15 protein-coding genes are annotated in these 21,369 nt (G+C 71.6%); 10 read left to right on the forward strand and 5 right to left on the reverse strand.

The window, feature by feature from the left end:
• Window positions 1-7 precede the first annotated feature (7 nt).
• From BS83_RS37275 to pyk, 10 genes are all read left to right on the forward strand, one after another.
• Window positions 8-1,966: an alpha-1,4-glucan--maltose-1-phosphate maltosyltransferase gene (locus tag BS83_RS37275; protein ID WP_037610775.1), complete on the forward strand. Its 1,959-nt coding sequence runs from the start codon at window positions 8-10 to the stop codon at window positions 1,964-1,966.
• Window positions 1,963-3,717: a maltose alpha-D-glucosyltransferase gene (gene treS / locus BS83_RS37280; protein WP_051944809.1), complete on the forward strand. Its 1,755-nt coding sequence runs from the start codon at window positions 1,963-1,965 to the stop codon at window positions 3,715-3,717. Before BS83_RS37275 ends, treS begins: the two co-directional genes overlap by 4 nt.
• A 158-nt stretch (window positions 3,718-3,875) precedes the next feature.
• Window positions 3,876-5,492 carry a maltokinase N-terminal cap-like domain-containing protein gene (locus tag BS83_RS37285; protein WP_063774308.1) on the forward strand — a complete coding sequence of 539 codons (1,617 nt, stop codon included), beginning with the start codon at window positions 3,876-3,878 and terminating at the stop codon, window positions 5,490-5,492.
• 99 nt (window positions 5,493-5,591) lie between these two features.
• Window positions 5,592-7,787 (forward strand): 1,4-alpha-glucan branching enzyme, encoded by a 2,196-nt coding sequence (gene glgB / locus BS83_RS37290; RefSeq protein ID WP_037610778.1) that lies wholly within the window; start codon window positions 5,592-5,594, stop codon window positions 7,785-7,787.
• 28 nt (window positions 7,788-7,815) lie between these two features.
• Window positions 7,816-9,054, forward strand: coding sequence for a 3-phosphoshikimate 1-carboxyvinyltransferase (aroA, locus tag BS83_RS37295; protein WP_037607695.1), 1,239 nt, complete (start codon window positions 7,816-7,818; stop codon window positions 9,052-9,054).
• 415 nt (window positions 9,055-9,469) lie between these two features.
• On the forward strand, window positions 9,470-10,963 hold the full coding sequence (locus tag BS83_RS37300; RefSeq protein ID WP_037607697.1) for an APC family permease: 1,494 nt from the start codon (window positions 9,470-9,472) through the stop codon (window positions 10,961-10,963).
• Between the two features lie 135 nt (window positions 10,964-11,098).
• Window positions 11,099-12,073 (forward strand): hypothetical protein, encoded by a 975-nt coding sequence (locus BS83_RS37305; protein ID WP_037607698.1) that lies wholly within the window; start codon window positions 11,099-11,101, stop codon window positions 12,071-12,073.
• A 162-nt stretch (window positions 12,074-12,235) separates the two neighbouring features.
• A complete protein-coding gene (gene pta / locus BS83_RS37310; RefSeq protein WP_037607699.1) occupies window positions 12,236-14,389 on the forward strand; it encodes a phosphate acetyltransferase in 2,154 nt (717 codons plus the stop codon).
• Complete coding sequence (locus BS83_RS37315; protein WP_037607700.1) at window positions 14,386-15,597, forward strand: acetate kinase; 1,212 nt, start codon at window positions 14,386-14,388, stop codon at window positions 15,595-15,597. Before pta ends, BS83_RS37315 begins: the two co-directional genes overlap by 4 nt.
• A gap of 72 nt (window positions 15,598-15,669) precedes the next feature.
• Window positions 15,670-17,094, forward strand: coding sequence for a pyruvate kinase (pyk, locus tag BS83_RS37320; RefSeq protein WP_037607702.1), 1,425 nt, complete (start codon window positions 15,670-15,672; stop codon window positions 17,092-17,094).
• A 58-nt stretch (window positions 17,095-17,152) separates the two neighbouring features.
• On the opposite strand, the gene BS83_RS37325 is transcribed toward pyk, so the two are convergent.
• From BS83_RS37325 to BS83_RS37345, 5 genes are all read right to left on the reverse strand, one after another.
• Window positions 17,153-17,929 carry a hypothetical protein gene (locus BS83_RS37325; RefSeq protein WP_037607703.1) on the reverse strand — a complete coding sequence of 259 codons (777 nt, stop codon included), beginning with the start codon at window positions 17,927-17,929 and terminating at the stop codon, window positions 17,153-17,155.
• Between the two features lie 15 nt (window positions 17,930-17,944).
• Window positions 17,945-18,550 (reverse strand): hypothetical protein, encoded by a 606-nt coding sequence (locus tag BS83_RS37330; RefSeq protein ID WP_051944815.1) that lies wholly within the window; start codon window positions 18,548-18,550, stop codon window positions 17,945-17,947.
• Between the two features lie 59 nt (window positions 18,551-18,609).
• Complete coding sequence (locus tag BS83_RS37335) at window positions 18,610-19,209, reverse strand: spherulation-specific family 4 protein (RefSeq protein ID WP_037607705.1); 600 nt, start codon at window positions 19,207-19,209, stop codon at window positions 18,610-18,612.
• An 88-nt stretch (window positions 19,210-19,297) separates the two neighbouring features.
• Window positions 19,298-20,716 (reverse strand): hypothetical protein, encoded by a 1,419-nt coding sequence (locus tag BS83_RS37340; protein WP_051944818.1) that lies wholly within the window; start codon window positions 20,714-20,716, stop codon window positions 19,298-19,300.
• Complete coding sequence (locus BS83_RS37345; protein ID WP_063774309.1) at window positions 20,706-21,320, reverse strand: DUF6114 domain-containing protein; 615 nt, start codon at window positions 21,318-21,320, stop codon at window positions 20,706-20,708. The genes BS83_RS37340 and BS83_RS37345 overlap by 11 nt, the downstream gene beginning before the upstream one ends.
• Window positions 21,321-21,369: the final 49 nt, after the last annotated feature.

Below are 21,369 nucleotides of genomic sequence, written 5' to 3' on the forward strand. Positions count from 1 at the left end.
GCCCCAGATGATCGGCCGAATTCCCGTACTGGATGTCAGCCCCTCGGTGGACTGCGGACGCCGTCCGGCCAAGTCCGTCGTCGGGGAGGTCTTCGAGGTCAGCGCCACGCTCTTCCGCGAGGGCCACGACCTGATCGGAGCCAACGTCGTGCTGCGCGACCCGCGCGGCCGCAGCGGACCGTGGACCCCGATGCGGGAGCTCGCCCCCGGCACGGACCGCTGGGGCGCGGAGATCGCCGCCGGTGCGCCGGGGCGCTGGACCTACACCGTGGAGGCCTGGGCCGACCCGGTCGCCACCTGGGAACACGCCGCCCGGATCAAGGTCCCGGCCGGGATCGACGTCGGCCTGATGCTGGAGGAGGGCGCACTGCTGCTGGACCGCGCCGCCACCGGGGTGACCAAGAAGGACGGCAAGGCGCACGTGCTCGCCTCCGCCGAGGTGCTGCGCGACGCCGACCGCGACCCGCTCGAACGTCTGGAGGCCGCGCTGACGCCCGAGCTGGCCGCCGCGCTGGCCAGGCATCCGCTGCGGGAGCTGGTCTCCGCCTCCCGGCCGCAGCCGCTGCAGGTCGACCGGCCGCGGGCGCTGTACGGGTCCTGGTACGAGTTCTTCCCGCGCTCCGAGGGAGCCGTGGTCGACCGGGACGGTCGCGGCAAGCCCGTGCCCGGCACCCTGCGCACCGCGGCGGAGCGGCTTCCGGCCATCGCGCGGATGGGCTTCGACGTGGTCTACCTGCCGCCGGTTCACCCCATCGGCCGAGCGTTCCGCAAGGGACCCAACAACGCGCTCGAAGCCGGCCCCGACGACGTCGGCTCGCCCTGGGCGATCGGCTCCCCCGAGGGCGGCCACGAGGCGATCCACCCGGACCTCGGCACCATGGACGACTTCGACGCCTTCACCGCCCGCGCGGCGGAGCTGGGTCTGGAGGTCGCGCTGGACTTCGCGCTGCAGTGCTCACCCGACCACCCGTGGGTCGAGAAGCACCCGGAGTGGTTCACCGCCCGTGCCGACGGCACCATCGCCTACGCCGAGAACCCGCCCAAGAAGTACCAGGACATCTACCCGGTCAACTTCGACCAGGACTTCGACGGCATCGTCGCCGAGACCGTCCGGCTGCTGCGCCACTGGATGTCCCACGGGGTGCGGATCTTCCGGGTCGACAACCCGCACACCAAGCCGGTGGTGTTCTGGGAGAAGGTGCTCGGCGAGATCGCCCGCACCGACCCTGACGTGCTCTTCCTGGCCGAGGCCTTCACCCGCCCGGCGATGATGCACACCCTGGCCAAGGTCGGCTTCCACCAGTCCTACACCTACTTCACCTGGCGCACCGGCAAGCAGGAGCTGACGGAGTACCTGACCGAGCTCTCCGGCGAGGCCGCCGCGTACATGCGGCCGAACTTCTTCACCAACACCCCGGACATCCTGCATGCCTACCTGCAGCAGGGTGGCCGGGCCGCGTTCGCGATCCGCGCGGTGCTGGCGGCGACCCTCGCCCCGAGCTGGGGCGTCTACGCCGGTTTCGAACTGTACGAGAACGCGCCGGCACACCCCGGCTCCGAGGAGTACCTCGACTCGGAGAAGTACCAGCTCCGTCCGCGCGACTGGTCGCGCAAGGACAGCCTCGCCCCGCTGCTGACCACCCTCAACCGGCTGCGCCGCGAGCACCCCGCGCTGCAGGAACTGCGCAACCTGCGGTTCCACCCCACGGACAACGACCAGCTCCTCGCCTTCAGCAAGACCCGCGGCGAGGACACCGTGCTCACCGTGGTGACCCTCGACCCGCACCACCCACAGGCGGGCACGGTCACCCTCGAACCCGACTGGATGCCCGGCGACGCAGGGACCTACGAGGTCCACGACGAACTGACCGGGGCCGTCTACCGGTGGGGCCGCCACAACTACGTCCGGCTGGACCCCCACTCCATGCCGGCCCACCTCTTCACGGTCCGGAGGGCCGCTCAGTGATCGTCAACGAACCTGTCCCCGACACCTTCGCCGACACTCCACAGCGGGACCGCGACCCGGAGTGGTTCAAGCGCGCCGTCTTCTACGAGGTGCTGGTCCGCAGCTTCCAGGACAGCAACGGCGACGGGGTCGGCGACCTCAAGGGCCTGACCAGCAAGCTCGACTACCTCCAGTGGCTGGGCGTGGACTGTCTCTGGCTGCCGCCCTTCTTCGCCTCGCCGCTGCGCGACGGCGGCTACGACGTGGCCGACTACACCGCCGTGCTGCCCGAGTTCGGCGACCTGGCCGACTTCGTCGAGTTCGTGGACGCCGCCCACCAGCGCGGCATGCGGGTCATCATCGACGTCGTCATGAACCACACCAGCGACCAGCACCCGTGGTTCCAGGCCTCCCGCAACGACCCCGAGGGGCCGTACGGGGACTACTACATGTGGGCCGAGAACGACAAGCAGTACCAGGACGCCCGGATCATCTTCGTCGACACCGAGGTCTCCAACTGGACCTACGACCCGGTCCGCAAGCAGTACTTCTGGCACCGCTTCTTCTCCCACCAGCCCGACCTCAACTACGAGAACCCTCGGGTCCAGGAGGAGATGCTGGCGGCGCTGCGGTTCTGGCTCGACCTCGGCATCGACGGCTTCCGGCTGGACGCCGTGCCCTACCTCTACGCCGAGGAGGGCACCAACTGCGAGAACCTGCCCGCCACGCACGAGTTCCTGAAGCGGGTGCGCTCCGAGATCGACCGCGAGTACCCGGACACCGTGCTGCTGGCCGAGGCGAACCAGTGGCCCGAGGACGTGGTCGACTACTTCGGCGACTTCGCCGCCGGCGGCGACGAGTGCCACATGGCCTTCCACTTCCCGGTGATGCCCAGGATCTTCATGTCGGTACGCCGGGAGTCCCGCTACCCGGTCTCCGAGATCCTGGCGAAGACCCCGGCCATCCCGTCCGGCTGCCAGTGGGGCATCTTCCTGCGCAACCACGACGAGCTGACCCTGGAGATGGTCACCGACGAGGAACGCGACTACATGTACGCGGAGTACGCCAAGGAACCGCGGATGCGCGCCAACGTGGGCATCCGGCGACGGCTGGCCCCGCTGCTCGACAACGACCGCAACCAGATCGAGCTCTTCAGCGCGCTGCTGCTCTCGCTGCCCGGCTCGCCGGTGCTCTACTACGGCGACGAGATCGGCATGGGCGACAACATCTGGCTCGGCGACCGCGACGGCGTCCGCACGCCGATGCAGTGGACGCCGGACCGCAACGCCGGCTTCTCCGTGGCCGATCCCGGGCGGCTCAACCTGCCGACCATCATGGACCCGGTCTACGGCTACCAGGTGACCAACGTCGAGGCGCAGATGGCGAACCCCAGTTCGCTGCTGCACTGGACCCGGCGGATGATCGAGATCCGCAAGCTCAACCCGGCCTTCGGGCTCGGCTCCTACGCGGAGCTGCCGTCGAGCAACCCCGCGGTCCTCGCCTACCTGCGCGAACTCGGCGACGACCTGGTGATGTGCGTCAACAACTTCTCCCGCTTCGCCCAGCCCACCGAGCTGGACCTGCGGGAGTTCGAGGGCATGCACCCGGTCGAGCTGATCGGCGGGGTCCGCTTCCCCGCGATCGGTCAACTGCCGTACCTGCTGACGCTGGGCGGTCACGGCTTCTACTGGTTCCGGCTGCGGCCCGGCGACACGAGCGTCCAGACCGGGGCTCCGGTCGTGCCGCCCGGTCAGGTCCGCCCGGCCGGCTGAGCCGCCGACGCCCGGCCCGCTGTCCCCCGTCCTGCGCAACGACGTCCTCCGACGGGCGTGCCGACGATGTCACGCCCACACATTCCGGAAAAATGGTTCAACCGGCGACCAACCACCACGGCCGCCGGTTGCACCGGCCTTTCCGGGGAAGGGGAGAAATGTCCGACACCTCCCGCCCGCGTGGCGTCACCACGCCGGTCCCGCCCACCACGGCGGACGGCTGCCGGCCGCTCGTCGAGGCGGCGCTGCCGCTGCTGCGCGACTGGTTGCCACGTCAGCGCTGGTTCGCCGGCAAGGGCCATCCGATCTCCGCGATCACGCCGGTGACGGTGACCCCGCTGCCGGGGCCGACCGGCCTGGCCCGCGCCACCGGCACGCTGCTGCACCTGCTGCTCCGCGTGGACCAGCGCAGCTCCGGCGGCGGCGCGTCCACCAGCGACATCTACCAACTGCTGCTCGGCGCGCACCCCGACGGGCTGCCGGGACTGCGCAGCAGGGACGCGGTGATCGGCCGGATCACCAACGGTCCCCACGACGGCCTGGTCACCTACGACGCGGCCTACGACCCGGCGCTGACGCGCCGGCTGTTGGCGCTGCTCAGCACCCCGCAGCGGCTCGGCGCGCTGCGCTTCGGTGCGCTCGGCGACCGGGTGCCCGCCTCCGCGGCCGGCCGGGTCGGCACCGCCGAGCAGAGCAACACCTCGATCATCTACGACGGCGGCAGCCCCGCCGAGGCCGCGATCCTCAAGCTGTTCCGCCGGGTCAGCCCGGGGCTCAACCCGGATCTCGAACTCTCGCTGGCCCTGGGCCGGGCGGGCAGCAGCCGAATCCCCGCGCCGCTGGCCTGGTTCGAGGCCGAGCTGCCGGACGCGCCCGACCGGGCCCCGGCCACCCTGGGCATGCTGCAGCACTTCCTGCGCGACGCCGAGGACGGCTGGGAGCTGGCCCTGCGTCAGATGCAGCAGCTCGACGCCGACCCCTCCCGGGTGGGCAACTTCGCCGCAGAGTCGTTTCTGCTCGGCCGGGCCACCGCCGACGTCCACCTGGCACTGGCCCGCAGCCTGCCGGTCACGGTGCTGCGGCGCGGCGAGATCGAGACGATGGCCGAGCAGATGGCGCTGCGCCTGGACGCCGCCTGCCTCGCCGTCCCCGCGCTCGGGCAGCACCGGGCGGCACTGCGGCAGATCTTCCGCGACCTGGCCGCCTCCGCGCGCGGCGGGCTGCGGCTGCGGGCCCAGCGGGTCCACGGGGACCTGCACCTGGGCCAGGTCATGCGCAGTGCCAGGGGCTGGGTCCTGCTCGACTTCGAGGGAGAGCCGGCCAAGTCGCTGGAGGAGCGTCGCCGTCCGCAGCCCGCGGTGCGGGACGTGGCGGCCATACTGCGCTCCTTCGACTACGCCGCCGCCCACGCCCGTCTCGCCGACCCGGTCACCACCGCCGCCTGGGTGGCCCGCAACCGCGAGGCGTTCACCGCCGGCTATGCCGCCACCGGCGCGCCCGACCCGACCCTGGACCCGGTGCTGCTGCGCGCCTTCGAGACCGACAAGGCGGTCTACGAGGTCGTCTACGAGGCACGTCACCGTCCGGACTGGGTCGGCATCCCGCTGAGCGCCTGCGCCCGCCTCGCAACGACGCCCCTCACCCCCGCCGCGACGGCCGCCGCCGCGCCCGCCGTCCCCGCTGTCCCCGCCGTCCCTCCGGCGAACCCCTCATACGTGGCACCCCCGTCCGCAGGCCACCGGTCCGCGGCACCCACGACCCCACGGGAGGCATAGATCGTGACCACGTTCCACGAACCCGACACCCTTCTCGACCCGACCGCCGTCGACCCGACCGCCGTCGCCGGGACGGAGCGCGAGCCCGAGGGCACGCCGCTGCCCACTCCGGAGGCGCCGCTCGCCCCCGGGGAGGTGGAGCGTCTGGTCGGCGGCTGGCACCACGATCCGCACGGCCTGCTCGGCGCCCACGACACGGTGGAAGGCACCGCGGTCCGGGTGCTGCGGCCGCTGGCCGAGCGGGTGGTCGTCGACACCGGGGTGGAGCGCCACGAGCTGACGCACCAGCAGGACGGGCTCTTCACCGGCCTGCTCCCCATGGGCTCGGTCACCGAGGGCTACCTGCTCCAGGTCCGCTACGCGGGCGACTGGTACGAGCAGGAGGACGGCTACCGCTTCCTGCCCACGCTCGAGGAGACCGACCTGCACCTGATCGGCGAGGGGCGGCACGAGCAGCTGTGGCGGGCGCTCGGCTCGCACCCGCGCGTGATCCGGGGCACCACCGGCACCTCCTTCGCGCTCTGGGCCCCGAACGCGTCCGGCGTCCGGCTGGTCGGCGACTTCAACGGCTGGAACGGCGCGGCCCACCCGATGCGCTCGCTGGGCGCGAGCGGCGTCTGGGAGCTGTTCGTGCCGGGGATCGGCGAGGGCGCCCGCTACAAGTACGAGATCGCCACCCGCGACGGCCGGATGGTGCAGAAGGCCGACCCGCTGGCCCGCGCCACCGAGGTCCCCCCGTCCACCGCCTCCGTCGTGCACGCGTCCCACCACCGCTGGAACGACGCGGAGTGGATGTCCACGCGCGGCCGGCTCCCCCACCACGAGGCGCCGCTCAGCATCTACGAGGTACATCTGGCCTCCTGGCGGCCGGGGCTGACGTACCGGCAGCTGGCGGAGGAGCTGCCCGCCTACGTCCGCGACCTCGGCTTCACCCACGTCGAGCTGATGCCGGTGATGGAGCACCCCTTCGGCGGCTCCTGGGGCTACCAGGTCACCGGCTTCTACGCGCCGACCTCCCGGCTGGGTTCCCCTGACGACTTCCGTTTCCTGGTGGACTCGCTGCACCAGGCGGGTCTCGGCGTGATCGTCGACTGGGTGCCCGCGCACTTCCCCAAGGACGACTTCGGCCTGGCCCGCTTCGACGGCGAGCCGCTGTACGAGCCGGCCGACCCGCGCCGGGCCGAGCACCCGGACTGGGGCACCCTGGAGTTCGACTACGGCCGCACCGAGGTGCGCAACTTCCTGGTCGCAAACGCGGTCTTCTGGGGCGAGGAGTTCCACGTCGACGGCCTGCGCGTGGACGCGGTGGCCTCGATGCTGTATCTGGACTACTCCCGCGAGCACGGCGAGTGGGCGCCCAACGAGCACGGCGGGCGGGAGAACTGGGACGCCGTCCGGTTCCTGCAGGAGATGAACGCCACCGTCTACCGGCGCTGCCCCGGCATCGTGACCATCGCCGAGGAGTCCACCGCCTGGCCGGGCGTCACCGCCCCCACCGACCACGGCGGCCTCGGCTTCGGCCTGAAGTGGAACATGGGCTGGATGCACGACTCGCTGCAGTACATGAGCCACGAGCCGGTGCACCGCAAGTACCACCACAACGAGATGACCTTCTCGATGGTCTACGCCTACAGCGAGAACTACGTGCTGCCGATCTCGCACGACGAGGTGGTGCACGGCAAGCGCGCGCTGGTGAGCAAGATGCCCGGCGACTGGTGGCAGCAGCGCGCCGACGAGCGCGCCTACCTGGGCTTCATGTGGGCCCACCCGGGCAAGCAACTGCTCTTCATGGGCCAGGAGTTCGCCCAGGGCGCGGAGTGGGACCACGAGAGCGGACCGCAGTGGTGGGTGCTGGACGAGTCCTGGCCCGCGCACGCCGAGCACGCGGGGGTCCGCGAGCTGGTCCGCGACCTGAACCGGCTCTACCTGGACACCCCGGCGCTGTGGCAGCAGGACTCGGTCCCGGCCGGCTTCGCCTGGCTGGACGGCGGCGCGGCGGAGGACAACGTCTTCTCCTTCGTCCGCTTCGACCGGCAGGGACGCCCGCTGGTCTGCGTCAGCAACCTCTCGCCTGTGGTGCGGCACGACTACCGGGTGGGGCTGCCGACGGTCCGGGCGGACGTGCGCGACGCGCGCTGGCTGGAGATCCTCAACACCGACACCCTCGTCTACGGCGGGAGCGGCGTCGGCAACCCGGATCCGGTCAAGGCCGAGCCGCTGCCGTGGAACGGCCGCGACACCAGCGCGGAGCTGGTCCTGCCGCCGCTTTCCACCATCTGGTTGAGCCCGGCGTAGGCGCGGGCGGGCCCGTATCCTCGCGGGCATGACCGTCGTCCAGATCCCCGGTTCCAAGTCGATCACCGCCCGCGCGCTCTACCTCGCGGCGGCCGCCGAGGGCGTCACCACGCTTCGGCAACCCCTGCTCTCCGACGACTCCGAGGGCTTCGCCGAGGGGCTGATCAGCCTTGGCTACGCCGTCGACCGGCAACCGGGGGTCTGGACGATCACGGGCCGCCCGTCCGGCCCCGGCGTGTCCTCGGCGGACGTCTTCTGCCGCGACGGCGCGACCACCGCGCGGTTCCTGCCCGCGCTGGCCGCCGCCGGGCAGGGCAGCTTCCGCTTCGACGCCTCCGCGCAGATGCGGCGGCGTCCGCTCGGCCCGCTGACGCAGGCGCTGCGCGAGCTCGGCGTGGACCTGGTGCACGAGGAGCAGGAGGGCCACCACCCGCTGCGGATCGAGGCCGCCGGCATCAAGGGCGGCGCGATCACCCTGGACGCGGGGCTCTCCTCGCAGTTCCTGACGGCGCTGCTGCTGACCGGCCCGCTCACCAGGGAGGGTCTGGAGATCACCGTCACCGACCTGGTCTCGGTGCCGTACGTCGAGATCACGCTGGCGATGATGAACCGCTTCGGCAATCCGGCCCGGCGCGAGGGCGACACCTTCGTGGTGCCGCCGGTGCCCTACCGCGCGGTGGACTACCTGATCGAGCCCGACGCCTCGACGGCCAGCTACGTCTTCGCGGCGGCGGCCCTGACCGGCAACACCGTGACCGTGCCCGGTCTGGGCGGCGACTCGCTCCAGGGCGACCTGCGCTTCGCCGAGGTGCTGCGGACGATGGGCGCGGACGTCTCGATCACCCCGGAGGCCACCACGGTGACCGGCACCGGCCGGCTGCGCGGCGTCACGGTCAACATGCGGGACATCTCCGACACGGTCCCCACCCTGGCGGCGATCGCGCCCTTCGCGGACGGGCCGGTGCGGATCGAGGACGTCTACAACACGCGCATCAAGGAGTGCGACCGTCTGGCCGCCTGCGAGCAGAACCTCAAGGCCCTGGGCGTGCCGGTGACGACGGGTCGGGACTGGATCGAGATCCAGCCCGCGCAGCCGACCGGCCCGACCCTGATCGCCTGTCACGGCGACCACCGCATCGCGATGTCCTTCAGCGTCACCGGCCTGCGCACGGACGGGATCACCCTGGACGACCCCGGCTGCGTGAAGAAGACCTTCCCGCGGTTCCACGAGGCGCTCGCCGAGCTGAAGGCGACCTGGGGTCTGTAGCTGCCGCCCCGCGGGGGCGAGGGCGGCGACGCGGAGTGCGGCGGACGGGGACGAGATCGTTCCGTAACCGCGAGTTCAGTTCCGTCGTCTTTCCTGTGCGACGGTTTCCGTTCCACTTCGGCGATCACGCAACTGATTCCGTAATCCAGGAAGCAACATAAACGAATTCCGCCAAAGCATTGCCAGCCTCGTCCGCCAAACGGCACCATGTGGCACGCGCAGGCACCAGAGGTGTCCGAGCGGTGACCCCGCCTCCGGAAACACAAGCGTCACACGGCTGTTGCCCAGCTCGCGCTCCCACCTGCTTGAGTGCGGTCCACGTCCCCCCGCGCGCACGCCGCACCACCGTTCCCATGCACCGTGACCCGAGGCCATGTCCCCACGCGCACCTCCGGTCACGCAGGAGAGGCCCCCCTTGAGCGAGTACACCCCGACGGAGACCAGAGGCGGCCTCAAGGCCAACGTCCTCGGCACGTTCGACACCATCGTCATGGCCATCGCCGGCAGCGCCCCCGCGTACTCGCTCGCCGCGAGCTCCGCCGCGCTCATCGCCGCGGCCGGCCTGTTCAGCCCGGCCGCCCTGCTGTGGTGTGCGATACCGATGCTCGGCATCGCCTGGGCCTTCAACTACCTCGGGCGTCTCGACGTCAACGCCGGCGCCAGCTACTCCTGGGTCGGCCGCGCGCTGCATCCCTCGCTCGGCTTCGCGGCGGGCTGGTCGCTCGTCGTCTCTGCGCTGATCTTCATGGTCGCCGGCTCGCTGCCCGCCGGGCAGTACACGCTCTCGCTCTTCTCCGACAGCCTGGCCGCCAACACCTGGGCCTGCGTGGGCGTCGGCGCCTTCGTCTTCCTGGTGATGGCCCTGCTGGTGCTGCTGGGCGCGCGGATCACCGCGCACGCGCAGTGGATCATGACCGGCGTCGAGATCGCCATCCTGGCGATCTTCGGCATCCTGGCGCTGTTCCACCACCGCCCGGGCGCGAGCTTCCACCTCTCCTACCTCTGGGGCTTCGGCCACTTCGGCGGCATGGCGGGCTTCGCCACCTCGGCGCTGGTCGCCGGCTTCTACTTCTGGGGCTGGGACGTCACCGCCAACCTGAGCGAGGAGACCACCGACTCCAAGCGCAACTCCGGCCTCGGCGGCCTGCTCGGCGTGGCCGTGGTCTTCGCCATCTTCGAGATCTTCACCATCGCGCTCAACATGAACGTGACGGACAAGCAGATCAGCAGCGGCACCTTCCTGAGCGACCTCGGCGAGATCATCATGCCGGGCGCGGGCGGCAAGATCATGGTGCTGGCCGTGGTGCTCTCCACCGTCGCCACGCTGGAGACGACGCTGATCCAGATCAGCCGCTCGCTCTTCGCCATGGGCCGCGACAACACGCTCCCCGCCGCCTTCGGCAAGACGCACCCGAAGTGGCAGACCCCGTACGTCGCCATCGGCGTCATCGTCGCCATCTCGCTCGGCCTGTTCCTGGCTGCCAGCCAGATCGGCTCGGTGAACAACATCCTGCAGGACGCGGTGCTCGCGATCGGTCTGCAGATCTGCGTGTACTACGCGCTGGCGGGCATCGCCGTCGTGGTCGCCTACCGCAAGGTCGTCTTCAAGTCGGTCTCCAACGCAATCTTCGTGGGCATCTGGCCCGGCGCGGGCGCGCTGTTCATGGCCTTCCTGTTCGTCGAGAACTGCAAGACCCTGGACACCGAGGTGCTGCTGATCGGCCTGGGCGCGCTGGCGATCGGGATCATTCCGCTGGCGATCTACTGGGCCAAGGGCAGCGAGTTCTACACCAACCCGCCGGCCCGCCTGGACGCGGCGCTCGCCGAGGCCGTGGACGCCGAGTTCGGCGGCTCCACCCTGGCGAAGGCCTCCTCCGGCAACTCGGGCGGCATGGCGACCGACCTGTAGCCCGCGGGGCTTCCACGGTCCGCAACTTTGGCACGACGTTCGACAGTTCACTGAGTTCCTGAGCACGACGACCGGCAGTCATCCGACTGCCGGTCTGTCGGCTTTCCCGCCACCGAGCCCAGGGGGGCCTCTGACATGGCCAGAGCATCACGACGTCGCACGACCGCACCGCAGTTCGACCCCACCTACGGCGACCGCGAGCTCGCCACGGCGCGGCAGGACCTGATCGTCGGCCGCTGGCAGGGCGCGCGCGACCTGCTGCGCGACACCGGCCGCGACTGGGACCGGCGCACGCACCGGCTGCGCCTCCTCGCCGACACGGCGGCCTCCGCCCGCACCGTCGAGACCTGGCAGATGGCCGAGCCGAACAACCCCGACGCCCTGGTGCTGCGCGCCGAGACCGAGGTCCAGCGGGTCTTCTCCGCCGTCGCGGAGTCCAACAACCAGAACGGGACCCCGCCGCCGACGCAGGACGCTTTCGACCGCCGCGAGTTGGACCGCGTCGCCCGGATCTGCCTGCAGGCGTCCGAACGGCACCCGGCCGACCCCGTCCCGTGGGTGTCCCTGATGACCCTGGCCCGTCTCTACGGCCAGGGTCATCCCCATGTCTGGCACTGGTGGCGCGAGCTGCAGGCCAGGGACCAGTTCAACCGCGAGGGCCACCACCAGGTGCTGCGTCACCTGTCCGCGCGCTGGCACGGCAGCCACGGCGAGATGTACAACTTCGCCCGCGACAGCGCGGCGTTCGTGCCGCCCGGTTCGCCGCTGGCCGCGCTGACGCAGGCCGCCCGCGCGGAGCACTACCGCCAGCGCACGCAGGCGGAGGGCGAGAGCGCGGTCGGCCTGACCTACCACTGGACCCACGAGGTCGCGGTGCAGGCGCTGGGCACGACCATGCGGCAGTGGATCGGCCACCGCTCGGGCATCGAGTACGCGCAGGACGTCGCCGACCTCAACCTCCTCCTCCACGGCCTGGTCTTCGCCGGACTCCTCACCGAGGCGAAGGAGGTCTTCGCCCAACTCGGCGACCGCCCCACCCGCGTCCCGTGGGCCTACTGCGGCGATCCCATGCCCCTCTTCCAACACTGGCGCACCCAACTCGGCGGCTGACGCTCCCGGCCGGCGGGCCGGTGGCACCACCCCAGGGCCGCACGGCCCCGGGGGTGGGGACCATGGTCATCAGTTCTCACGCGGGCACGACAGTGTCCGAAATGCGAAGGTAGTCTCGAAGCCGTTCGGAACTTCCATCAGCGACTCGAACGGAGGGCCCCGGTGGCCCGCAGTGTCTATGTGACCGGGATCGGCAGGGGCGACGGCCGACAAGCCGTCGAGCTGGGTGTGATGGAACTCCTCACCCGGCACGTCGACCGGGTCGGCATCTTCCGGCCGCTGCTGCACCCGCCCACCGACCACGTCGTCGACCTGCTGCGCGGCCGCTACCGTGTCGAGCTGCCCTCGCAGGACATGTACGGGCTCGGCTACGACGAGGCCGCCGCGCTCCAGGCCGAGCGGGGCCAGGACGAGCTCGTCGGGCTGCTCGTCGACCGCTTCCGAGCGGTGGAGCGGGAGTGCGAGGCCGTCCTCGTGCTGGGGACCGACTACGCGTCCACCAACATCCCCGACGAGCTCGCGCTCAACGCCCGGCTCGCCAACGAGTTCGGCGCCGGCGTGCTCGCGGTCGTCGGCGGACACCGCGAGACCGCGGACACCGTGGTCAACGAGGTGCGCAACGCCCACCGGTCCTTCACCGACCTGGGCTGCAACATCATCGCCATGATCGCCAACCGGGTCGCGGGCAGCGACAAGCAGGCGGTCGCCCGCCGCCTCTCGAGCAAGCCCGACGTGCCCTGCTACGTGATACCCGACGACCCCGCGCTCTCCGCCCCCACGGTCACCCAGGTGGTCGAAGCGACCGGGGCGGAGGTGCTGCTCGGCGACGCCGCGGGTCTCGCCCGCGACGTGCGCAGCTTCGTCTTCGGCGGTGCCATGCTGCCGCTGTTCCTGGACGCGCTGTCCGAGGGCTGCATGGTGATCACCCCGGGCGACCGCGCCGACCTGCTCACCGGCGCCCTCGCCGCGCACGCCGCCGGCGCGCCGCCGATCTCCGGTGTGCTGATGACGCTGGGCGAGACCCCCGGCGCGAACGTGATGAACCTGGCCGCCAGGCTCGCGCCGGGCACGCCGGTGCTCTCCGTCCCCGAGGACAGCTACTCGACCGCCCTCGCCCTCTCCGCCCTGGAGGGCCGGCTCACCGCGGCCAGCCCGCGCAAGGCGGAGACCGCCCTGGGCCTCTTCGAACTGCACGTCGACTCCGCGGAGTTGACCGACCGGATCGAGCTGAGCCGGTCCGCGAGGGTCACCCCGATGATGTTCGAGCACGAGCTGCTCGAACGGGCGCGCGGCGCCGCGCTGCGTGACATCGTGCTGCCCGAAGGGGTCGAGGAGCGGGTGCTGCGCGCGGCCGAGGTGCTGCTGCGCCGCAACGTCTGCCATCTGACGCTGCTCGGCGGCGAGGACGCGGTCCGTCGCAGGATCGCCGAGCTGGGCCTGAACATCTCCCTGGACGCCGAGCCCGCCGAGGGCCGGGCCCGGGTGCGGATCATCGACCCGGTCACCTCGCCGCTGCGGGACCGCTTCGCCGAGGTCTACGCGGAGTTCCGCAAGCACAAGGGGATGACCGTCGAGGTCGCGGGCGACGTGGTCACCGACGTCTCGTACTTCGGCACCCTGATGGTCCAGGAGGGCCTCGCGGACGGCATGGTCAGCGGCGCGGTGCACTCCACCGCCGCCACGATCCGGCCGGCCTTCGAGGTCATCAAGACCTCGCCGGACGCGAAGATCGTCTCCTCGGTCTTCTTCATGTGCCTGGCCGACCGGGTCCTGGTCTACGGCGACTGCGCGGTCAACCCGGACCCGGACGCCGAACAGCTGGCCGACATCGCGATCCAGTCGGCCGAGACCGCCGCCCGCTTCGGCGTCACGCCGCGGGTCGCGCTCCTCTCCTACTCGACCGGCACCTCGGGCAGCGGTGCGGACGTGGACAAGGTCCGCAAGGCCACCGAGCTGGTCCGCTCGCTGCGCCCGGACCTCCTGGTCGAGGGCCCGATCCAGTACGACGCGGCGGTGGAGCCCTCCGTCGCGGCGACCAAGCTGCCGGACTCGGAGGTGGCCGGCCAGGCGACGGTGCTGATCTTCCCGGACCTGAACACCGGCAACAACACCTACAAGGCCGTCCAGCGCTCCGCCGGCGCGGTGGCGGTCGGCCCCGTCCTGCAGGGGCTGCGCAAGCCGGTCAACGACCTCTCCCGGGGCGCGCTGGTCCAGGACATCGTGAACACCGTCGCGATCACCGCCATCCAGGCCCAGCAGGCGGCCCAGGCCGCCCGGTCCGCCGCCGCCGCAGTGCAGAAGGAGCAGGTCCAGTGAGCGACGCGACCCGGGTGCTGGTGCTGAACTCCGGCTCCTCGTCGGTGAAGTACCAGCTCATCGACATGGCCGACGGATCCCGGCCGGCCTCGGGGCTGGTCGAGCGGATCGGGGAGAGCCAGGGCAGGATCAAGCACGAGCCCGCCCACCACGCACCGCGCGAGCGCTACGAGGCCTTTCCCGACCACGCCGCCGCGCTCGGCGCGGTCGCCGACGAGCTCGCCGCGGACGGCCTCGGCCTGGACTCGGACCGGCTCGCCGCGATCGGCCACCGCGCGGTCCACGGCGGCACCCGCTTCACCGAGCCGACGCTGCTGACCGACGAGGTCGTCGAGGCCCTGCGCGAGCTGATCCCGCTGGCCCCGCTGCACAACCCGGCGAACATCACCGGGATCGAGGTCGCCCGCAAGCTGCGCCCGGACCTGCCGCAGGTGGCCGTCTTCGACACGGCGTTCCACGCGACCATGCCGGAGTCCGCCGCCCGCTACGCCATCGACCGGGCGACCGCCGACGCGTACCAGGTGCGCCGCTACGGCTTCCACGGCACCTCGCACCAGTACGTCTCCCGCCGCACCGCACAGCTGCTCGGCAGGTCGCCCGAGGCGGTCAACGTGATCGTGCTGCACCTGGGCAACGGCGCCAGCGCGTCCGCCGTCGCCGGCGGGCGCTGCGTGGACACCTCGATGGGCCTGACGCCGCTCGAAGGTCTCGTCATGGGGACCCGATCGGGCGATCTCGACCCGGCGATCCTGCTGCACCTGCACCGGGTCGGCGGCATGAGCGTGGACGAGATCGACACCCTGCTGAACCGCCGCAGCGGCCTGCTCGGGCTGTGCGGGGACAACGACATGCGTGAAATCGGGCGCCGCACCGGCGAGGGCGACGCGGAGGCCAAGCTGGCGTTCGACGTCTACATCCACCGGCTGCGCAAATACGTCGGCGCGTACTACGCGGTGCTGGGCCGGGTGGACGCCATCGTGTTCACTGCCGGGGTGGGCGAGAACTCGGCGGAGGTCCGCGAGGCCGCGGTGACGGGCCTGGAGGCGCTGGGCATCGAGCTGGACCCGGTGCGCAACGCGGTCCGCGGCAGCGCGCCGCGGCTGATCTCCGCGGATTCCTCGCGGGTCGCCGTCGCGGTGGTGCCCACGGACGAGGAACTGGAAATCGCCCAGCAGACCTTCGCAGTGGTGCGTCGGACCGCCGGTTGATGTGCAAGAAAAGCGTGGAATGCGTGGAATGCGCCGAAAGCGCTCGAAAGGTGAGCCGATAAGATGAGCCATATGCGCCGAGCCAAGATCGTTTGTACTCTGGGTCCCGCGACGGACGGATTCGAACAGCTGAAATCGCTGATCGAAGCCGGCATGAACGTCGCCCGTCTGAATATGAGCCACGGCAGCCACGCCGAGCACGAGCAGCGTTACGCCAACGTCCGCGCAGCCGCCGACGCCGCCGGCCGCGCCGTGGGCGTCCTCGCTGACCTGCAGGGCCCCAAGATCCGTCTGGCCACCTTCGCCAGCGGTCCGGTCACCGTCGAGAACGGTGACACCTTCACCATCACCACCGAGGACGTCCCCGGTGACCAGAACATCTGCGGCACGACCTACAAGGGTCTGCCGGGAGACGTCAAGCCGGGCGACCCGGTCCTGATCAACGACGGCGTGGTCGCCCTGGAGGTCGTCAGCGTCGACGGCCCCCGCGTGGTGACCCGGGTCGTCGAGGGCGGAGTCCTCTCCAACAACAAGGGCATCAACCTTCCGGGCGCGGCGGTCAACGTCCCCGCGCTCTCCGAGAAGGACAAGGAGGACCTGCGCTTCGCCCTGGAGATGGGCGTCGACATGGTCGCACTCTCCTTCGTGCGCAACGCCGCCGACATCGAGGACGTGCACAAGGTCATGGACGAAGTCGGGCGCCGCGTCCCGGTCATCGCCAAGATCGAGAAGCCGCAGGCCGTCGACGCCATGGAAGAGATCGTCATGGCCTTCGACGCGGTCATGGTCGCCCGTGGCGACCTGGCCGTCGAGTACCCGCTGGAGCGGGTGCCGCTGGTCCAGAAGCGTCTGATCACCCTCTGCCGCCGGAACGCGAAGCCGGTCATCGTCGCCACCCAGATGATGGAGTCGATGATCACGGCCTCCCGGCCGACCCGCGCCGAGGCCTCCGACGTCGCCAACGCCATCCTGGACGGCGCGGACGCGGTCATGCTGTCCGCGGAGTCGTCGGTCGGCAAGTATCCGATCGAGACCGTGCAGACCATGAGCCGCATCGTCGAGGCGGCCGAGCAGGAGCTGCTCTCGCAGGGTCTGCAGCCGCTGAACCCGGGCCGCAAGCCGCGCACCCAGGGCGGCTCCATCGCCCGCGCGGCGTGCGAGCTGGGCGACTTCCTCAACGCCAAGGCGCTGGTGGCCTTCACCAAGTCCGGCGACACCGCCCGCCGCCTGTCCCGCTACCGCTCGCCGATCCCCGTCCTGGCCTTCACGCCGGACGTCTCGACCCGCAACCAGCTCGCCCTGAGCTGGGGCGTGGAGACCTTCGTGCTGCCGCAGGCGGAGAACACCGACGCCATGGTCGAGCAGGTCGACACGGCCATCCTGGCCCAGGGCAAGTACGGCAAGGGCGACACCATCATCGTCACCGCCGGCTCCCCGCCCGGCATCGTCGGCACCACCAACATGGTGCGCGTCCACCACCTGGGCGCCGACGACTGACATCCGTCCCGATGACGGACCGGGCCCCTCGGTGCAGCGCGCCGAGGGGCCCAGTCCGTCAGGGGGCGCCGACCACGACTGCACTCCGCAGGGCCCGCCACTGCTCCGTCGTGATCCGGGGAGGCACGGAGGCGGGGTGGGTCAGCAGCTCGAAGACGTAGGCGCAGGCCTCGCCTTCGCTCCGGAAGCGCAGATGGATGTCGGGCTGGGCCCCGGCCCTCCTGCTGCCGGTGGTCCACAGCTCGTCGAAGGGGTCCCACGCCAGCACGAAGACGTCAGGCGGCCATGGGCGCGGGTCGGGAAGCGTCCAGGTCTCCTCGTCGTCCGGATCGAAGGCGGAGAGATCCACCGGCTCGGCAGGTCCCTCGTCGATCCAGTAGGGCTCCTTCGCTCCGGACGAGGACAGGGCGTCCCGCAGACCCGCGCGGGTGTCCGGCGTTCGACCAGCGGCATGACGCCGGCGCTGCTCCGCGCGTCCCGGGTGAGTGATCGCCAGCTCCGCCTCGGCCCTGGCGCGCAGCCCGGCGGCCTGCAGCACCCAGGCGCCGCGCTCGGCGGCCAGGGCCGGCCGCTCGGACCGCGCCAGCTCGTCGAGGAGGAAGCGACAGGCCTCCCCTTCCTCCTCGAACACCCGGAGTACTCCCGGCCAGCCCGGCACCGCCTCCTGACCGCCCTTGAGCAGCCAACGTCCGGTGCGCGCGCTGTGGGTGAGCAGCAGGACGTCCTCGGCCCACTCCTCGTGGACCGTGGGCTCCGGCCGCTCTCCCGCGATCCGGAGCCGGCCCGGATCGACGCCGGCCGAGGCGAGGGCTGCTCGGAGTTCCTTCGTGTTCATCGTCCCCACCTCCGATCAGTGCTCCGTGCCCCGGTACTCGACCCGCCAGGACGCCCCCAGCTCCGAGGCGAGCATCCCCGCGAGGCGTGCGCCGGTGGCCGCGACCACATCCCGGTCCGCGCCGCCGACCACCAGGCCGCGCACCGATCGGTCCCACGCGTAGAGCCCATCCACCAAGCCCTGGGACAAGCCGAGGCCGACGACCGGGTCGTCCGGGGCGAAGTCGAAGCCGCCGGAACGCAACGGCCAGTATCCGTACTCGCCCCTGACCTGGATCACCCGCGTGAGCTCGAAGGGCGGATGCACCTCGGCTCGCCAGTGGAATCCTCCGCACTGTCGGCAGACCACGTGGACGATGTCGTGCCGCTCGTCATGACACCGCAGCACCCACTCCGGCCCGAGCTCGGCGGCCAGACGAGCCGCCAGCTCCGCCGTGCCGTCGGCGTTCCCCGCCGCCCAGGCGCGGACGTCGTCCGCGAGGTCTTGCGACAGACCGAGCACCGGATCGTCCGGAGACACACCGAAGCGCTCGTCGGCGGATCGGCGGAGCGGAAACCCCTCCACCGCGCCGACTCGCTTGAGCAGCAAGGGATGGGCCGAAGCCGACGCGGGCGCGCTCATAGGGGGTTCGCTTCCTTCACACCGCCATTCTGGCCGACGGTGATCGCCGCGACGAACTGTCAGAGCGTCAGGTGGCCCGGCACGGCCCAGGGATTGGGCAGTTCGCCGGCTGTCGCGTAGCCGTGGACGCCGGCGTCCGGCGGGGCCGCGTAGACGAGGTGGGTGCCCGCGTCGGGGGTGCGGTGGGCGTAGGCGGACCAGGGGCCCTCGAAGGTGACCACGAGGTCGGCGAGGGCGTGGTAGGCCGGGTCGGGGGGCAGGCCGGGGTTGAAGGCCAGGCAGAGGGCGTCCAGGGCGCGGGCGGCGACGGCGAGGCGGGTGTAGTGGGGCAGGCCGTCGGCGGAGGCGGGGGTCTGGTCGAAGAAGACGCCGTCGACGGCGTACCGGTCGCGGTAGGTCGCGATCTCGGCCACCACCGCGTGGTGCGGGCGGCGGGCGTAGTCGGTGTCGACGTACCCCAGCACCCGTACGCCTGCGGCCCGCAGGCGTTCCGCGACCGCCGCGTAGGCGGGGTCGTGGGCGGGGCCGACGCCGCTGTCGGGGTTGATCACGACGGCGTCGAGCCGGGGCGCGGCGGCGACCAGCGCGTCCCAGGCGGCCGGCTCGACGGCGGGGTGGAAGTACGCGGGTACGAGGAGGCGGGATATCGCGTGGCTCATGCGGGTTCAACGAGAGCCCGGACAGAAGGAAACCCTCCCCCGGCCGTCGAGGGCACAGGGGAGGGTCTCCGGTTCGCGTGGGCCGCTGCTACTGGCCGAGCGGGGTGTAGTACAGGTGCATGCCCGGAATGGTCAGGTTGCCGCCGAACTGTCCGGCCTGAACCGCCGTCATGTCACCCAGCTCCAGCGTCAGCGGGATCGGGATCGCGCCGATGAGGTTGTAGAGCCACTGCGGCAGCGTGTCGGGCGTCAGGTCCAGGCTCACGTTGAGCAGGCTCAGCGGGATGCCCTCGGCCGCCAGCAGGGTGCCCTTGAGCTCCTTGACGTACATCGTGACGGTGCCGCCGCGCATCGTCGAGGTGGTGCTGGGGCCGCCCTTGACGTGGATCTCCTGGCCGCGCTGGTTGGCGGACATGTCCAGGTTGCCGATGTTGACCTCTTCGGCGGTGAACTTCAGGACGCGCTCGGTGCTGCCGTCGGCCAGCTGGATGGTGACGACGCCGTGGAACTCGGTGTTGATCAGCTTGAGGTCGTTCGACTTCAGCGTCCACGGCTCGATCGGCATGGTGCCGCCGGGGAGCTGCGAGGTGATCGAGGTGTCCAGCGGCGCGGCCAGGTGGCTGATGTCGCACGGCTTGCTCGGGTCCGTGTTGGGTGCGGCGGCCGTCGAGCCGGTGGCCCCGGCGCCCGTGCCCGAGGGCTTGCCCGTCGTCGGCGCGGCCGGGTTCGACGCGGACGGCGTGGCACTGGCCGTCGGGGTCGGGGCGGCCTTCGTCGGCGCAGCAGTCGCGGTCGGCTGGGCCGAGGGCGTCGCGGCGGCGGCCGCGCGGTGCGCCGCCGTGTGGGTCGCGGCGGACGAAGCGGTCGCGGACGGCGAGGGCGCGGGCGCCGCGGTCGCGGTCTTGGCCGTCGTCACCGGCTGGCTGGTCAGGCCGAGAATGCCGCCGAGGCCGTTCAGGATCGTGGTGACCGGGTCCGTCGGAGCGGACTTGGCCGGAGCCGACCTGGTCGGAGTCGGCGTGGGCGTCGGCGTCTTGGCGGTGCCGCCCGAGCCGGTGGTGCTGCCGCTGCCGGTCGTCGTCGCCGGGGGCGTGGTGCGCTGCTGCGGCACCGACCCGCCGCCCTGCGGGCTGGGCGCGGTCACGGTGTGGGACACGCCCGAGCCGGCGGCCGGCTTGCCGGTCGTCGCCTTGGTGCCGGAGGCGCCCTTCGCGCCGGTCGTCGGCGTGCCCGTGGTGGCGCCCGTGCCGGTGCCGGGCGCGCCCTTGGTGCAGGCCTCGCCGGACGGACCGGACTTGTCGGGGACCGAGTTGGGGGCGACCTTGGCCTTGGCGTCCGCCGCGAAGGCCAGCTTCGGGGCGAGCGTGCCCATCAGCAGGGCCGTCGGCATGGCGGTCAGTGCGATGGCCCGGCCCACGGGACGCGAGAGGCGCCCGCGGACCGTGTCACGGGGAGCAGCGTGGCGACCGACGGTGCGGCGCAGCGGCTGCTCGTTCTCACTCGACACTCTTGCTCTCCTCCTGCGGCTCCGGCGCGGCTGAGGGCTGCTGCGCCGTGTCGGCCTCGGCGGCCTGCTGGGACGGAAGAACCACGTCGGTGTCCGCGTGCGCGGCCGGCGTGTGGGCCGGGACCGGCTGGGTGGCGACCGACTGCGCCACCTGCGCGGCGGCGGCCTCGAACTGCTCCTCCGTCTCCAGCGGCTCCTCCTTCAGGGGAGCCCAGGAGCAGACGAGCGCGCCGCCGAGGATCCCGAAGATGAGGCCAAGGCCGAAGCCGCCGAAGTTGGACACCGGCAGCGAGACCAGGCTGAGCACGATCGTCGCGATGCCCGCGAACACCCGGATCAGCGGCTGGAACCAGCACGAGATGCCGAGGGCGATCAGCAGCAGGCCGATGACGGCCGAACCGGCGCCCGCCGTGGTGGCCATCTGGATCCGGAGCGCGCCGAGACTCAGCGACGCGTAGGGGAAGTAGAGGATCGGCCCCGCCGCGAGCAGGATCAGCAGCCCACCCCAGAACGGCCTGGTCCGGCGCCAGGTGCGGAAGGCGCTGCGGGTCTTGGCGGTGGTGCTGGGCGGCACGGGCTGCGCCGGCGTAGTCGCGCTGGTCACGTGGCGGCTCCCTGGGAAGTGCGGGGATCTGGAGACTGCGGGGTCTCGG

Source organism: Streptacidiphilus rugosus AM-16 (assembly GCF_000744655.1).
Taxonomy (GTDB): Bacteria; Actinomycetota; Actinomycetes; order Streptomycetales; family Streptomycetaceae; genus Streptacidiphilus; species Streptacidiphilus rugosus.

What these genes read in the sequence shown, in the direction of transcription:
- BS83_RS37275 (WP_037610775.1), top strand. Translation starts at nt 8, where the DNA reads ATGATCGGCCGAATTCCCGTACTGGATGTCAGCCCCTCGGTGGACTGC.
- BS83_RS37285 (WP_063774308.1), top strand. Translation starts at nt 3,876, where the DNA reads ATGTCCGACACCTCCCGCCCGCGTGGCGTCACCACGCCGGTCCCGCCC.
- aroA (WP_037607695.1), top strand. Translation starts at nt 7,816, where the DNA reads ATGACCGTCGTCCAGATCCCCGGTTCCAAGTCGATCACCGCCCGCGCG.
- BS83_RS37305 (WP_037607698.1), top strand. Translation starts at nt 11,099, where the DNA reads ATGGCCAGAGCATCACGACGTCGCACGACCGCACCGCAGTTCGACCCC.
- pyk (WP_037607702.1), top strand. Translation starts at nt 15,670, where the DNA reads ATGCGCCGAGCCAAGATCGTTTGTACTCTGGGTCCCGCGACGGACGGA.
- BS83_RS37325 (WP_037607703.1), bottom strand. Translation starts at nt 17,929, where the DNA reads ATGAACACGAAGGAACTCCGAGCAGCCCTCGCCTCGGCCGGCGTCGAT.
- BS83_RS37330 (WP_051944815.1), bottom strand. Translation starts at nt 18,550, where the DNA reads ATGAGCGCGCCCGCGTCGGCTTCGGCCCATCCCTTGCTGCTCAAGCGA.
- BS83_RS37335 (WP_037607705.1), bottom strand. Translation starts at nt 19,209, where the DNA reads ATGAGCCACGCGATATCCCGCCTCCTCGTACCCGCGTACTTCCACCCC.